Origin of the sequence: Providencia sp. PROV003, assembly GCF_045040775.1 — a bacterium.
GTDB lineage: Bacteria > Pseudomonadota > Gammaproteobacteria > Enterobacterales > Enterobacteriaceae > Providencia > Providencia huashanensis.
In genome coordinates this window covers 2,906,626-2,921,193 of record NZ_CP096369.1, presented here as the reverse complement: position 1 = coordinate 2,921,193, position 14,568 = coordinate 2,906,626, and the positions used below count along the sequence as shown (strand labels likewise).

The 14,568-nt window shown below is 39.9% G+C and carries 15 protein-coding genes and 1 riboswitch; of the genes, 11 read left to right on the top strand and 4 right to left on the bottom strand.

What is annotated here, in order from left to right; all coding sequences use genetic code 11:
* Positions 1-149: 149 nt before the first annotated feature.
* On the bottom strand, positions 150-329 hold the full coding sequence (locus tag M1F14_RS13330) for a YoaH family protein (protein WP_042843587.1): 180 nt from the start codon (positions 327-329) through the stop codon (positions 150-152).
* Positions 330-456: 127 nt separating this feature from the next.
* Here M1F14_RS13330 and pabB point away from each other — a divergent pair, with 127 nt between their 5' ends.
* The 8 genes from pabB (at position 457) to mntP (ending at position 8,875) form a co-directional block, all read left to right on the top strand.
* Positions 457-1,827, top strand: a complete 1,371-nt coding sequence (gene pabB / locus M1F14_RS13325; protein ID WP_042843586.1) for an aminodeoxychorismate synthase component 1 — start codon at positions 457-459, stop codon at positions 1,825-1,827.
* Positions 1,820-2,380, top strand: a complete 561-nt coding sequence (locus tag M1F14_RS13320) for a CoA pyrophosphatase (protein ID WP_105881033.1) — start codon at positions 1,820-1,822, stop codon at positions 2,378-2,380. The genes pabB and M1F14_RS13320 overlap by 8 nt, the downstream gene beginning before the upstream one ends.
* 279 nt (positions 2,381-2,659) lie before the next feature.
* Entirely contained in the window at positions 2,660-4,024 is a 1,365-nt protein-coding gene (locus M1F14_RS13315; protein ID WP_131680768.1) for an L-serine ammonia-lyase, read from the top strand.
* A 669-nt stretch (positions 4,025-4,693) separates the two neighbouring features.
* The gene (manX, locus tag M1F14_RS13310; protein ID WP_215573047.1) at positions 4,694-5,656 is read left to right on the top strand and encodes a PTS mannose transporter subunit IIAB; all 963 of its coding nucleotides are present in this window, start codon (positions 4,694-4,696) and stop codon (positions 5,654-5,656) included.
* 82 nt (positions 5,657-5,738) lie between these two features.
* Positions 5,739-6,539, top strand: a complete 801-nt coding sequence (locus M1F14_RS13305) for a PTS mannose/fructose/sorbose transporter subunit IIC (protein WP_042843583.1) — start codon at positions 5,739-5,741, stop codon at positions 6,537-6,539.
* Positions 6,540-6,552: 13 nt separating this feature from the next.
* Entirely contained in the window at positions 6,553-7,404 is an 852-nt protein-coding gene (locus M1F14_RS13300; protein ID WP_042843581.1) for a PTS mannose transporter subunit IID, read from the top strand.
* A gap of 89 nt (positions 7,405-7,493) precedes the next feature.
* Complete coding sequence (locus M1F14_RS13295) at positions 7,494-7,952, top strand: DUF986 family protein (RefSeq protein WP_042843580.1); 459 nt, start codon at positions 7,494-7,496, stop codon at positions 7,950-7,952.
* 151 nt (positions 7,953-8,103) lie between these two features.
* Positions 8,104-8,245: riboswitch (yybP-ykoY riboswitch) on the top strand.
* Positions 8,246-8,293: 48 nt separating this feature from the next.
* A complete protein-coding gene (mntP, locus tag M1F14_RS13290) occupies positions 8,294-8,875 on the top strand; it encodes a manganese efflux pump MntP (protein ID WP_042843579.1) in 582 nt (193 codons plus the stop codon).
* A 43-nt stretch (positions 8,876-8,918) separates the two neighbouring features.
* Here mntP and rlmA read toward each other — a convergent pair whose 3' ends face one another.
* The 3 genes from rlmA to alr form a co-directional block, all read right to left on the bottom strand.
* The gene (rlmA, locus tag M1F14_RS13285) at positions 8,919-9,743 is read right to left on the bottom strand and encodes a 23S rRNA (guanine(745)-N(1))-methyltransferase (RefSeq protein ID WP_042844319.1); all 825 of its coding nucleotides are present in this window, start codon (positions 9,741-9,743) and stop codon (positions 8,919-8,921) included.
* A gap of 287 nt (positions 9,744-10,030) precedes the next feature.
* Positions 10,031-10,768, bottom strand: coding sequence for a phosphatase (locus tag M1F14_RS13280; protein ID WP_042843578.1), 738 nt, complete (start codon positions 10,766-10,768; stop codon positions 10,031-10,033).
* Positions 10,769-10,992: 224 nt separating this feature from the next.
* Positions 10,993-12,225 (bottom strand): alanine racemase, encoded by a 1,233-nt coding sequence (alr, locus tag M1F14_RS13275; RefSeq protein ID WP_181468507.1) that lies wholly within the window; start codon positions 12,223-12,225, stop codon positions 10,993-10,995.
* Between the two features lie 407 nt (positions 12,226-12,632).
* Here alr and M1F14_RS13270 point away from each other — a divergent pair, with 407 nt between their 5' ends.
* From M1F14_RS13270 to M1F14_RS13260, 3 genes are read left to right on the top strand one after another with little or no spacing between them, the layout of a single operon-like run.
* Positions 12,633-13,382, top strand: coding sequence for a GntR family transcriptional regulator (locus M1F14_RS13270; protein WP_181468508.1), 750 nt, complete (start codon positions 12,633-12,635; stop codon positions 13,380-13,382).
* Positions 13,383-13,385: 3 nt separating this feature from the next.
* Positions 13,386-14,237 carry a sulfite exporter TauE/SafE family protein gene (locus M1F14_RS13265; RefSeq protein WP_042843575.1) on the top strand — a complete coding sequence of 284 codons (852 nt, stop codon included), beginning with the start codon at positions 13,386-13,388 and terminating at the stop codon, positions 14,235-14,237.
* The gene (locus tag M1F14_RS13260) at positions 14,234-14,551 is read left to right on the top strand and encodes a DUF1634 domain-containing protein (RefSeq protein WP_181468509.1); all 318 of its coding nucleotides are present in this window, start codon (positions 14,234-14,236) and stop codon (positions 14,549-14,551) included. Before M1F14_RS13265 ends, M1F14_RS13260 begins: the two co-directional genes overlap by 4 nt.
* Positions 14,552-14,568: the final 17 nt, after the last annotated feature.

The following is a 14,568-nucleotide window of genomic DNA, read 5'->3' as shown; positions in this document are numbered from 1 at the left end:
TTTAGCTGCCCATTTAAACCTATTAGAATATGTTAAATTTACCAGTTACTTACTGGTCATTTTCTAACTAGTATCAATGAATAAAATGACTTAACTAATATTAATCTATCAGGTCTGCGCATAAATGTTAATAGTATGTTTACTAATTATTAATTTTCATCATCGAATAATACGTGAATTTGCTCTTTACCTTGGTGGCTTTCCCTAATTTCTTGAGCCACTATTGCAATGGCCTCTCCACTACTCATCCCTTGCGCCATCAACTGATGAATTCTTTCAACCGCTTCTTGTTGCTCTTCATGATTAAGTGCTGGTATTCCAGAAAGCATGGTTTAAACCTCATAAGTAAAATACTAAAATCAATAATTAAGATTTTAACATCTCTTCGATTATTAAGATAAGAATATATGTTAACCTGTTCAAATCCACTTGTTGCGGAATATTATATTTATCGACATGACTATCAATAAAAAACAGTTACCTTATCGCCCAACTGCGGCAATCGACTATTTTGCGCCTATTGCACATCTGCCATGGGCAATGTTATTACATTCAGGAAATGCAAAACATTCACATAATCGATTTGATATTATTGTCGCTGACCCTATTGCGACACTGACTACCTACCACAGCGAAACAACCATCACAGAGCAAGGTCAACCTTCAACGACTTCGGGTTCAGACCCCTTTGATTTGCTAAAACAATTGCTCAATAAATACAGGTCGAACAATAATGAATGCATAGATTTACCCTTTAATGGTGGTGCATTGGGCCTTTGGAGCTACGATTTAGGTCGTCGCATTGAAAAACTCCCTAACCTCGCCAAAACAGAATTACAATTTCCTGATATGGCCATCGGGATCTATTTATGGGCACTCATTATTGATCATCACACTAAAACAACTACATTAATTAGTTATGATGATATTGAAGCTAGGTTAGCTTGGTTACAGGCACAAAAAAAACCACGTAAAAATAAATTCCAATTAACGTCCCCTTGGCAATCAAACATGTCAGAAGAGACATATCACCAAAACATCGCGCATATTCATGAATATTTACGTAATGGTGATTGCTATCAAATCAATTTAGCTCAAAGATTTAAAGCTAAGTATAAAGGGGACGAATGGAATGCATTTCTAGCTCTGTTAGAAAGTAATGAAGCCCCTTTCTCTTCCTTTATTCGTTTACCTGAAAACGCTGTCATTAGCATGTCCCCTGAGCGGTTTATTTTTTTACAGGATGGCGATATTCAGACACGCCCAATTAAAGGAACACTTCCCCGTCTAGAAAATGAACAGGATGACCTTGCTCAAGTAGAAAAATTAGCAAACTCAACCAAAGACCGTGCAGAAAACGTCATGATTGTCGATTTATTACGTAATGATATTGGCCGAGTTGCCCAGCCAGGGTCAGTGAATGTCCCTGAGTTATTTGCAGTGGAGTCATTTCCTGCTGTACACCATTTGGTTAGTACGGTCTGCGCAAAATTAGATGCACAGTATTGTGCTGCTGACTTATTAAGAGCGTGTTTCCCTGGAGGGTCAATCACCGGAGCACCTAAAATACGAGCAATGGAAATCATTGAAGAATTAGAACCGCATCGTCGACATGGATATTGTGGTGCAATAGGCTATATTAGCTTTTGTGGAAATATGGATAGCAATATTACTATTCGTACTTTATTGACCTATAAAAAACAAATTTACTGTTGGGCTGGTGGTGGTATTGTTGCTGATAGCCAAGCTGACAGAGAATATCAAGAGACATTTGATAAATTAAGCCTGATTTTACCTGTATTAGGAGCACTAAATAAAGATGACTGAACTGAATAACTTTATCAATCGTTTTCAGTTTACTTTGCCGACAACCCGCCAGCCTGTATTCAAGGCGGGTAAATCGGCTGCGGTTCTTTTGCCAATAATCAATAAACCGCACCCAACGTTACTTCTTACGCAACGCTCCCCTTTCTTACGTTCTCATGCGGGAGAAGTGGCTTTTCCTGGGGGGGCAAGTGACCCCGAGGATGGCTCACCCATCAACACCGCCTTACGTGAAGCTTACGAAGAAGTGGCGATCCCCCCGGAAAAAGTTAAAGTACTTGGCCAACTCGCCCCACTCCAAAGTTATGGTGGCTACGAGGTCACCCCTGTAGTTGGGCTTTTACCTAATAATATTCGATATCAAGCGAACCCCAGCGAAGTGGCTTCTATCTTTGAAGTTCCATTGTTTGATGCACTTTCACTTCAACGCCATAAATTCGTGGATATAAAGCGTTCAGGGCGGCACAGTCGCATCTTTTTTTACTGGTATAACGGGCGGTTAGTTTGGGGTTTGACTGCCTCAATAATCCACCAATTAGCTTTACAACTAGATTGAGCCTTTCATAACTATTCACCATATAGCGCCGTTATTACAGTGTGATATTTTTAGATAGCCGTTATATAGCGTCAGATCTTACAAAATATCCATCTTTATACTGGCTACTTTTTAGACAATTCACAGACATTTTGTGCTATTTACCTTCAATTCACACTCCTCAACTACCTTATTTCAAAAAATACTTTAAACTTACTGGTTAACACTACTAAATAACAGTAAAGTAGCGCCTTTTAAAATAAAGCACTATATTTTCATCTTTTTTTTAAGGAGTCCTGCGTGATAAGCGTTTTCGACATGTTTAAAGTGGGCATTGGCCCTTCAAGCTCTCATACCGTCGGTCCGATGAAAGCTGGGAAAGAATTTGTCGATGATTTGGTAAGCAAAGGCATATTGCCTAACGTTACTCGTATTTCTGTGGATGTTTACGGGTCATTATCGCTTACTGGAAAAGGGCACCATACTGATATCGCCATTATTATGGGGCTAGCAGGTAATATGCCTGCCACCGTTGACATTGAATCTATTCCAACTTTTATCAAAAATGTGGAAGAGTCAGAGAAACTCCCGCTAGCTAATGGAACTCAGGTTGTTGACTTTCCAAATGAAGGCGGCATGAATTTTCGTCAAGATAACCTGCCTTTACATGAGAATGGCATGACAATTCATGCATTTAATGGTGATAAAGAAATTTATACCAAAACTTATTATTCTATCGGCGGTGGTTTTATCGTCGATGAAGAACATTTTGGTCAATCCATCCTTGATAGCAAACCTGTGTCGTATCCATACAATTCTGCTGACGAATTATTATTGAATTGCAAAAAATCAGGTCTTTCTATTTCTAGTTTAATGATGAAAAATGAGCTAGATCTCCATACTAAACAAGAAATTGAAGAATACTTCGCTGATGTGTGGCACACGATGCAAGCTTGTATTGAGCGTGGCTTAAATACTGAAGGTGTCTTACCGGGCCCTCTACGCGTTCCTCGTCGAGCACCGGCACTAAATCGACTGGTCACATCATCAAGTAAACTTTCAAATGACCCGATGAATGTTATCGACCTTATCAATATGTATGCCTTAGCCGTTAATGAGGAAAATGCCGCAGGAGGTCGCGTTGTCACTGCCCCTACCAATGGAGCATGTGGTATCGTCCCCGCCGTATTAGCTTATTACAATCATTGTATTGAGCCTGTTACTCCTGAGCTGTATATGCGCTATTTCTTAGCTTCAGGCGCAATTGGCATTTTATATAAAATGAACGCATCAATTTCAGGAGCTGAAGTTGGCTGTCAAGGTGAGGTCGGTGTCGCATGTTCAATGGCTGCTGCAGGCCTTACCGAGCTATTTGGAGGCAGCCCAGAGCAAGTTTGTATCGCCGCTGAAATTGGCATGGAACACAACTTAGGACTAACCTGTGACCCTGTTGCTGGGCAAGTACAAGTGCCTTGCATTGAGCGTAATGCAATCGCATCAGTCAAAGCCATAAATGCAGCAAGAATGGCATTACGTAGAACCAGTGAACCTCGTGTTTCTCTCGATAAAGTGATTGAAACTATGTACGAAACAGGGAAGGACATGAATGCCAAATACCGTGAAACTTCCCGCGGTGGTTTAGCTATCAAGGTGCAATGTGATTAGTTTTAACCTACGGTAAACACGTTAACGCCCTCTTCATTCTATTATCAAGTCGATAGCATTGAGGGCGTTTTTATCTGCAATTAAGCGCTCATTCGGTTAGCACTGTCTTTTCCTACCACAACCTTCAAGTTTAATTAATCATTTCCCCCACAAAAAACCTTGTTTTTTACTGTTTATTATATATTTCATCAACAGCATCAAAATGGAAGCTATGCTATTTTATGCTAAAAGTGCTTCTTTACATTATTTATCAACAATCAAATCCCCCCGCCAACCCGCCCATTTTTTAACCAAAAAATCAATGACAGCCTATTTTTGCTTAATTTTTTGTTACCTGTAACACAATAATAATCCACCAAATTAAAAATTGATGAAAATAAAACCCAACAAAAAACAAATAAAAAGATAATAATCGCAAATTAATAAGTGATTTTAGGTATATTCTTATTTTTCTGACGCGAAACAAGTTTTTAGGTTAAAACAAAATGTTATGCTACATATGGACTCGATACTAACAAGATAAGTAGCTGGCTTATGGATACCATGAGTAATTTGTAATTATTCAGCTAATATTATGATACAGGGGAAATTGATAAAGAGGAGTCTAACTTTAGCATCCGTTTTATCTACAGATAATATTTCGTTTTATCTATCTATGAGGGAAAAATAGTGAGTATAGCTATTATGATTGGTACACACGGAGTCGCTGCAGAACAGCTTCTTCGAACAACCGAGATGTTAATAGGCGAACAAGACAATGTTTCGTTTATTGATTTTATCCCTGGGGAAAATGCAGACACCCTGTTTGATAAATACACTCAAAAACTAACTGATTTAGATACTTCAAAAGGCGTACTGTTTTTAGTTGATACATGGGGAGGTAGCCCATTTAATGCCGCAAGTCGTATCGTTAATCAACATGAAAACTATGACATCATCACTGGCGTAAATGTTCCAATGCTAGTTGAAACCTTTATGTGTCGTGATGATAACCCCACCTTGAGCGAACTGATCACTGTAGCATTAGAAACTGGTCGTGGTGGCGTTCGTTCATTTAAGTTCAAAGAAGTTGAAACAGCGCCCGCAGCAGCGGCACCAAGTACTCCTGCTCCAGCGCCAATCAAAGCTGGTCCGGGTGAACATATGGTAATAGCCCTTGCCCGTATTGATGACCGTCTAATTCATGGCCAAGTGGCAACTCGCTGGACCAAAGAAACGCAAGTTAAGCGAATTATTGTTGTCAGTGATGAGGTAGCAAAAGACCAAGTCCGTTCAACATTACTCAAACAAGTCGCTCCACCTGGGGTAACCGCTCATGTTGTTGATGTCGCTAAATGCATTCGCGTTTATAACAACCCGAAATATGCAGGTGAGCGTGTTATGTTGCTGTTTACTAACCCAACAGACGTTAAACGTATTGTCGAAGAAGGTGTTGAAATCAAGTCCGTTAATATTGGTGGTATGGCTTACCATGATGGTAAAACCATGGTAACCAATGCGGTTTCAATCAACCAAGAAGACATCGATGCATTTAATTATTTGAATGACAAAAATATTGAGCTTGAAGTCAGAAAAGTTTCATCTGACAACAAAGTCCACATGATGGACTTAATTAGCAAGCTCAAAAAATAATGCTTAATACAATTTTTTATTTTAGTTCTTTATCCATTACTCAAACAGATTTTAAAACTTGTTGGTTACAGGAGATTAAACAATGGAACTTACCGTTGTTCAAATAGTACTGGTCTTCATCGTTGCATGTATCGCGGGGATGGGGTCAATCCTCGATGAATTCCAGTTTCACCGCCCTCTCGTTGCCTGTACGCTTATTGGTATCGTTTTGGGAGACATGAAAACAGGTATCATCATCGGTGGTACTTTGGAAATGATAGCTTTGGGGTGGATGAATATCGGTGCCGCGGTCGCACCTGATGCTGCACTCGCCTCAATTATTTCAACCATTTTGGTCATCGCCGGTGGGCAAAGCATTGGTGCTGGTATCGCATTAGCCATTCCTCTTGCAGCTGCTGGGCAAGTATTAACCATTATCGTACGTACCATTACTGTTGCGTTCCAACACGCAGCTGATAGGGCTACAACGACTGGTAACTTGACTTATCTAAGCGTAGTTCACGTTTCAGCACTGGTCTTGCAAGCTATGCGCGTTGCTATTCCTGCGCTTATTGTTGCTGTTTCTGTAGGGACATCCGAGGTTCAGCAACTGCTAAGTTCAATCCCTGAAGTTGTCACAAGTGGCTTAAATATCGCTGGGGGTATGATTGTTGTTGTTGGTTATGCAATGGTCATTAATATGATGCGTGCAGGCTATCTGATGCCGTTCTTCTACCTAGGCTTTGTCACTGCAGCCTTTACAGATTTCAACCTCGTTGCTCTGGGTGTCATTGGTGTTGTCATGGCCGTACTTTACATCCAACTCAGCCCTAAATACAACAAATCTCAAGTTGTTGTGAGCCAAGGGAATAGTAACAACAATCTTGATAATGAATTAGACTAGGAGGAACGCAATCATGGTTGACACAACTCAATCTACAGAGAAAAAACTGACTCAGAGCGATATTCGCGGTGTTTTTTTGCGTTCCAATTTATTCCAAGGCTCTTGGAACTTTGAACGTATGCAAGCTCTCGGCTTCTGCTATTCAATGATCCCTGTTATTCGCCGCCTTTATCCAGAAAATAATGACGACCGTAAACAAGCGATTAAACGCCATTTAGAATTTTTCAATACGCACCCATACGTTGCAGCGCCGGTCCTTGGCGTGACGATGGCAATGGAAGAACAACGCGCTAATGGTGCAGACATTGATGACGGGGCAATCAACGGTATCAAGGTCGGTCTCATGGGGCCTCTTGCTGGTGTCGGTGACCCAATTTTCTGGGGAACAGTACGCCCTGTCTTTGCGGCACTCGGTGCTGGGATCGCGATGACAGGTAGTTTACTCGGCCCATTACTCTTTTTCTTTTTATTCAACCTAGTACGGTTACTCACCTTATACTATGGAATTTCATATGGTTATAAGAAAGGGATCGATATTGTTCAAGATATGGGGGGCGGCTTCCTACAAAAATTAACAGAGGGAGCTTCAATACTTGGTTTGTTTGTTATGGGGGCCTTAGTAAACAAGTGGACACACGTCAATATTCCACTTGAGGTTTCGCGCATCAAAAACCAAACTACAGGTGTAGAAGATATTACGACTGTACAGATGATCCTAGACCAATTAATGCCTGGTTTAGTGCCATTGTTATTAACCTTCGGATGTATGTGGCTCTTACGCCATAAAGTTAATGCATTATGGATTATTATCGGTTTCTTCGGTCTTGGTATCTTAGGTGCTTGGCTGAAATTCTTAGCACCATAATTCTCTTGTAATTATTTGAATTGGGAGGTTGCAGCCTCCCTTTTTTAATTTTAAGCTCTGCACATGTTTACTTATCCAAGGGCGCTCCAATGACTTTCAATGATGCCATTCTCGCTATTATCATTTTGCTCATGCTTGTGTATGCAATTTATGACGAATTTATTCAGCATTTACTGAAAGGCAAAACGTTATTAAAGATCAACTTAAAACGAAAACATCGTATTGATGCCACCATTTTTATTGTATTAATATGTATTGTTATTTACACAAATATTGTTCGCCATGGTAATTTATTAACCACTTACTTATTATTGGTTACTATATTCATGTCTATTTACTTGGCATTTATAAGAACACCTAAGCTATTTTTTAAACAAACTGGGTTTTATTTTGCCAATACTTTTATTTTATACGAAAGAATAAAAACAATGAATTTATCTGAAGATGGCATATTAATAATAGGGTTAGAACAAAAGAAAATTTACATAAAAGTATCTCATCTTGATGATTTACAAAGAATTTATGAGTTTTTAATTAATCATAAATAATCATTATATATATTCATAATAAAACTAAGGTTAATTAAATTTATAATTAACCTTTTTTTTCTTAATACCCTAGTTGATAATAATTCTCACTAACGTTTAATATCCACAATTAATTAATTGTTGCCTTTAAAATAAAATGTGGTATCTTTCTTTCAACGTCATTGGGGAGTAGCCTGTTCTGGTATTATATATATACCAGAAAGTCCGTATCAACATACTCGTTTGGTTTCAAACGTGGTGCGGACACCAGATTCGGTTGGCAAGACCATAGACACATAAATAAGCCTTTTGGTTGGGGGTAATTTATGTGTATATGGAAACACCCAACCGAGGTTCTTGTTATGAGCTTTTACGCTACCCTTATCTTAGCCCTTGCACTATCCATGGATGCCTTTGCTGTAGCCATTTGCAAAGGTGCTGTTTTGCATAAACCTCGCTTCAGAGAAATTCTCCGCACTGGATTTATTTTTGGCTTCATTGAAGCCATAACCCCAATTATAGGTTGGGGTATTGGGATACTTGCAAGTCAATATGTCATTCGTTGGGATCATTGGATTGCATTTGCTTTATTATTTGTTTTAGGTGCTCGTATGATTTGGCAGAGCATTAAAACAAAAGATGAAGAATGTTGTTCAAAGCCGTCAAGTCATAGCTCAACAAACCTAATATTATCAGCGATAGCCACTAGTCTTGATGCAATGGCAATCGGTCTTGGTTTAGCATTTTTACAAGTAGACATCGTTCATACTGCAATGACTATTGGCTTAATGACGATGATAATGGCGACTGTTGGGATGATGATCGGCCGTTATGTCGGCCCATTATTAGGGAAAAAAGCCGAAATTGTAGGTGGATTAGTATTAATTGGTATCGGGTTTAATATCTTATTCGAGCACCTTGAATTATTTATGTACGCTTCATAATTTTGTTGCCCCCTAATTATCTTAGGGGGCAATTTTAAGCGTTCTACTCACCCTGATATTGGTAAACCCGGATCAAGAAATCAGCAGTATAATTCTTCACATTAGATAATAATAAACCTTGCTTAACTTCTTCAGACGCACGCCAAGCAAATGGCGTCATTGCTAGCAATTCATAAGCTTCGCTGCCTGCCAGTGACATTTTATAATTTAACCGTGTTTCGTCTAATAGAACAAAATTAGGTAGATTTTCTTCTTTAACAGGATGCAATTTCACTTCATCATAAATCAATGCTTTTAATTCTTGCAGATGTTCTGCTGCTGGAGTGACGGTAATTAGAGTCCCCTTAGATATTAAGATACGGCTTAATTCTTCCCCTTTGCATGGTGCATAAATTCGGACAATACTACCGAAACTTGTATCCGCAAAAGGTAATCGGTGGCTAGTCCCCACACAAAAATGTACTGATTTATAACGCTTAGCCGCGTAACGGATTGCCGCTTTAGACACATCTAACCCAAAGACCGTGGCTTGCTCGTCTTGCTTTTTCAGTTCTTGTGCAAAATAATCAGTGTAATACCCTTCCCCACAACCAATATCTAGCAAACTCATATTTGATGACGGAATAAATTGGGCTATTTTTTCTGAAACTTTGTCACGCATCAGGTGATAATGCCCCGCATCAAGAAACTGCCTACGAGCCTGCATCATCTCTGCGCTATCACCGGGGTCTTTTGAACGTTTATGTTGCACAGGTAATAAATTAACATAACCTTCTTTTGCACAATCAAACTGGTGGTTAGCTTCACAACGAAAGCTATTTTGTACTTTTTGAAGGGGTTTAAAACAAAGGGGGCATTGATAGTTCATAAACATCACTGATTTAAAAATAATGAGCAGTATACCAATCAGCCATCATGCAGCGCCATAGAATTATTTCCCATGACACCGTGACGTTAACGATATTCCATTAAATTATTTTACAGGCTTACCCGCCTGCGCAGATTTTTCTTTGCTCTCTTTTTTCTCTGCTTTTAATTTATTATCATTAAACTGATATTATATTCTTCACCTAATGCAGAACTAAAAATAAAAGCCGGACTCATATCTGACTGAGCGGCTTTCATTCTTATTGCAGAATATCCTAAGCAATATACTTAGAAATCAGCAAATTCAGGGATTGGTTTACGCCCATGAGATTCAAGAAAATCAAGCACACGACGTGGTGTTACATTCAGGATCTGAGATTGTGGGAAATCAATAGAGTCCAGCATTTCAATGACACGGTCAAAACGACCTAAGTAACCTGAAAAGTGAGAGTCAGACCCCAGCGAAACCCAACCTCCACTGTCTTTAACCGCTTTTGCAATTTCTAAACAGTTCTTTTGACTACCCGCTCGGGAATGGAGAAATGATGAGTTATTCATTTCTAAAGCAACATTACTTTCTTTCGCCGCTTGAGCAACCGCTTTAATATCGATGGGGTACTTAGGGTTTCCAGGGTGCGTAATGATTTGCACTTTACCACTGCGGATCGTTGCAATCATGGCTTCTGTATTATCAGCTAAACTTTGGGGCTCTAATACCGGCTCATGAAAACCCGCTAATATAATATCCAGATGACGTGCTATTTTTTCATTACAGTCTGTCTCACCCAGCTTATTTTTTATATTAGCTTCAATACCATACAGTAAACCAACACCATCAACAATCCGAGGTAAGATAGGCATATTACCAAAATGCCATTCATGAGGGGCATCTTGCATTTCAGGTCCATGGTCTGTGATCGCAAATAGCTTTACACCACGGCTTGCCGCTTCCGTAAAATATTCACTCACCGTACTATATGCATGGGTGCTGGCAATGGTGTGCGCATGTAAATCAACTTGATACATAATATAATATCCTTCTAATTCTTCTATTTGCTTTATCACTTATAACGACTTATTCAAGCTAACATATCAAGGTTAAGGTTTCGATACTAATTAAGCTAAACAGCACTTTATAGACCTATACTTTATAAACTTATAACAATACATTGCACTTTATCTGGAATCGTATTTAATATGCAAAAACCCGCGATAATCGCGGGTTCAAGTTGAATATTTCGAGATTAAAACTAGTCGACTAAAACACGTTTATTTGTTGCGCCCCACAGGATCGACATCTCTGTAAAAAGTGCGCCACTGATATCTTCAACTTCTTCAGCCGTTATCTCGGCATTCCCTTGTTTACCAAAAAATACGACTTCATCACCTGGGCTGACTTGTTTTAAATCAGTAACATCCACCATAACGGTATTCATTGATGTTTTTCCTAACACAGGAACAGTTTGGCCATTGATCAATGCATGACCAGTATTACTAAATACTCGACGGTAGCCATCAGCATAACCAACAGGAATATTGGCCAAAACAGAATCTCGTTTCAAAGTATAAGTTCTGTCATAACCCACAGTATTTCCTTTAGGGTAATGATTCACCGCAGCAATATTTGATTTAAGCGTCATTACGCGTTTATAGTCGTTCGTTGCAACGGTGTCACCATAAAAGATCCCTCCTACACGCACCATATCTAGCCACGACTCGGGGACAGTAATAGTTGCATAAGTATTCGCCACATGCAGCATCACATCTTCACGCTTTATTCCAGTTACCGCCAAGACTTGTTGTGATCCTTTCTTGAATTTTGCAAGATCTTTACGGATTTGAGCTTCATCTTCCTCTGGATAGTGAGACATAATTCCCACGATTTTTAATTGCGGTAATTCTGAAATCTGCTTCGCTTCATTCAAACCAGCGGCATGGCTTACTTCGAGCCCATTACGGGACATCCCTGCCGAATTTAGCGCTAAATGAATAGGAATGATTTTATTTTGTTGTTTTGCAATCGCATTCAAACGTTGCGCCATTGCTAAATTACCAATGAGTTCTTCCGTGTCATATTGTGTCGCTTGTGCCATTTCCTGCTCAGTCGCATTTCTCACTCGCATTAAACGGCCTTTAAAACCTAAGTCTCTCACTGTTTTTAATTCTTGGTTGTTTGTTACACCAATACATTGAACATTGTTTTCAATCATAATGGGGGTAACTAATGAAAGGTCATGACCGTAAGCATCCCCTTTCAATACCGCGCAAAGAGAGGATTTATCGCCTAATAGAGCTTGAACTTTTTGCACATTAAATTCTAATGCGCTTCGTGAGATTTCAATCCATGAGTTATTAACCACTACGGATTGGGTTTGTACTACAGGTGTTGCTACATCATTAGCATTAGTATTAAACGGTTGTTGGCATGCTGTCGTAGCAACAAATAGCGGTAGTAATGCAAGATATTTTAAACGAAAAGCCACAAATTATTCCTTAACTATAGTGATATTCACCCCAATCCGTTGTTGTTCTCATTTTGGGGACGTTGACCTGCATAAATACATTTCACCGTGATAATATCAATTTGAATAATTTGAACAAGTAATAATTCACTTTTAATGCATAAAAAGTCACGTTGTACGCATAAACATAATCAATGTTTCTTATCGCACCTAATCCTCCCCAACCCATTACTTATATTTATTACACTGTTACCATCCATTTGGCTTATTTCTTGGTGGCTTGATAGCAGCTTATTTAATGCTTACCACATGGCTATCTTGCATATCATATTCGCCCATTATTGGGGCTCTATAGGGCTATTTTTAATTACATTCGTCACCTCATAGACAACATTGACATAGGGACATCATGATGTCATGATGATGATATGAATATTAATCCTGAACATTTACCGCTTTACGCAAAAATCGAATCAGCTCTCGCGGCTGATATTTCCAATGGTATATACCCCCCAGGCAGCCAATTGCCTCCCGAAGATCGCCTAATAGAAAGGTTTAATGCAAGCCGCACAACAGTACGCAAGGCGATTGAGAACCTTGTATTGCGCGAACAAATTGAAATCCGGCGTGGTAAAGGGACCTTTGTGACCATGCCTAAAATCAACCAAGAACTCACTGAGTTGACTGGGTTTGTTGAGGATATGCAAGCCCTTGGTCGTATCCCAACGGCTCGCCTATTAGACAAGCAAATCGTATCTGCCGATACACATGTAGCTGAGCAACTTGGCATCTTATCTGGAAGTGCCGTAATGCGGCTCCAGCGTGTCCGCCTTGCCGATGGCATCGCCATGTCTTTCGATGAAACCTATCTCCCTCAAGAAATTGGAGAAAAAATTATCACACACGATTTAGATGCTGAACCCATCTTTTCTCTACTCGAAGATAAATACGCTATCCCATTAACTGAGGCAGAATATCGCCTTGCAGCTATTACAGCCCCTTCTAATGTCGCTCTTGCTCTCAATATTGATACAGGTAGTGCTATCTTTTTAATCGAACGAACATCCTATACCACAGGCCACCAGCCCATTGATTATGAAAAGCTCTACTATCGCGGTGATCTGATTAGCTTCGCCACGCGTTTAACTCGTCGTCCACGCACCTCACCGAAAGCCTAAATAATGGACGCTCTATTACTGTTTATCGCGGCTTGTGCAGCAAGTGCGCTTGGTGGAATACTGGGGATGGCAAGTGGCATTTTTATTGTGCCAATTCTCACGCAAATTTTTGGTGTAGAAATCCACATCGCCATTGGAGCAAGCCTGGTCTCCGTCATAGCGTGTTCATGTGGTAGTGCAGGTCAGTTTCTCAAAAATCGCCTAACCAATACCCGTCTAGCCATTGTACTTGAAACAGCCACTACATTTGGTGCCTTGACAGGGGTGTTGTTAATTGGGCTCATATCACCCCCTGTACTGTATGGCCTCTTTGCCATGATCCTCACAATTTCAGCTAAACAGATGTTAACTCGCCGATATGAAGTCATTGCTGCTACTCCAATTAATCAAACTCGCTGGGCTACAACCTTACGCTTACATTCCAGTTTTCCAGAAAGCCAATCTAGGCAGGAAGTCCCCTATTACGTCAGTCGTGTTCCTCTTGGGATGATATTCATGTACGGGGCGGGGTTGATTTCGGCATTATTAGGAATTGGCTCTGGTGTACTCAAAATACCTGCCATGGATAGCGCCTTGCGTCTTCCCATTAAAGTTTCAAGCGCTACATCCAATTTCATGATTGGGGTGACAGCAGCAGCCAGTGCAGGGGCTTATTTTGTTCGAGGGGATATTGACATTAATGTTGCTGGCCCTATCGCCTTAGGTTCAGTTATTGGCTCAATTATCGGAGCACGCTTACTTATAGGGCTACCTGCCGATAAATTGCGTATCTTTTTTGTCATCATTCTGGCGTTTTTAGCATTTCAAATGCTTATGAGCGCTTTTGATATACACATTTTTGCTGGGACACTATGAAGTCTGAGAAAGGGTATTTAGAATTACGGGACCAAGTCATCGCTCTGTTACTTCACTACGGAACATGGTTAGCGACAACCTTGATTGCCATTGGTGTAGCCTTAACCGCTTTAAAACCATTTTGGGGCACATCCCTACTTCCACTACATGGCTCTGACATTGTGAGTGCGGGCATTGCATTGTTTATTCTTTTGCCTGTATTACGCGTTATTTTAATGCTAGCCTTTTTTATACGTGACCGAGATTATGTTTATGTCGCGATTACGACTCTTGTACTCGTCTTTATCGCCGCAGGCGTTATTATTGAACTGTAATATTGATCCCTGCTTAT

Bases quoted from the DNA above. Each gene is read 5' to 3' on its own strand.
- M1F14_RS13330 (WP_042843587.1), bottom strand. From the start codon at position 329: ATGCTTTCTGGAATACCAGCACTTAATCATGAAGAGCAACAAGAAGCG.
- pabB (WP_042843586.1), top strand. From the start codon at position 457: ATGACTATCAATAAAAAACAGTTACCTTATCGCCCAACTGCGGCAATC.
- M1F14_RS13320 (WP_105881033.1), top strand. From the start codon at position 1,820: ATGACTGAACTGAATAACTTTATCAATCGTTTTCAGTTTACTTTGCCG.
- M1F14_RS13305 (WP_042843583.1), top strand. From the start codon at position 5,739: ATGGAACTTACCGTTGTTCAAATAGTACTGGTCTTCATCGTTGCATGT.
- M1F14_RS13300 (WP_042843581.1), top strand. From the start codon at position 6,553: ATGGTTGACACAACTCAATCTACAGAGAAAAAACTGACTCAGAGCGAT.
- M1F14_RS13295 (WP_042843580.1), top strand. From the start codon at position 7,494: ATGACTTTCAATGATGCCATTCTCGCTATTATCATTTTGCTCATGCTT.
- mntP (WP_042843579.1), top strand. From the start codon at position 8,294: ATGAGCTTTTACGCTACCCTTATCTTAGCCCTTGCACTATCCATGGAT.
- rlmA (WP_042844319.1), bottom strand. From the start codon at position 9,743: ATGAACTATCAATGCCCCCTTTGTTTTAAACCCCTTCAAAAAGTACAA.
- M1F14_RS13280 (WP_042843578.1), bottom strand. From the start codon at position 10,768: ATGTATCAAGTTGATTTACATGCGCACACCATTGCCAGCACCCATGCA.
- M1F14_RS13270 (WP_181468508.1), top strand. From the start codon at position 12,633: ATGAATATTAATCCTGAACATTTACCGCTTTACGCAAAAATCGAATCA.
- M1F14_RS13265 (WP_042843575.1), top strand. From the start codon at position 13,386: ATGGACGCTCTATTACTGTTTATCGCGGCTTGTGCAGCAAGTGCGCTT.
- M1F14_RS13260 (WP_181468509.1), top strand. From the start codon at position 14,234: ATGAAGTCTGAGAAAGGGTATTTAGAATTACGGGACCAAGTCATCGCT.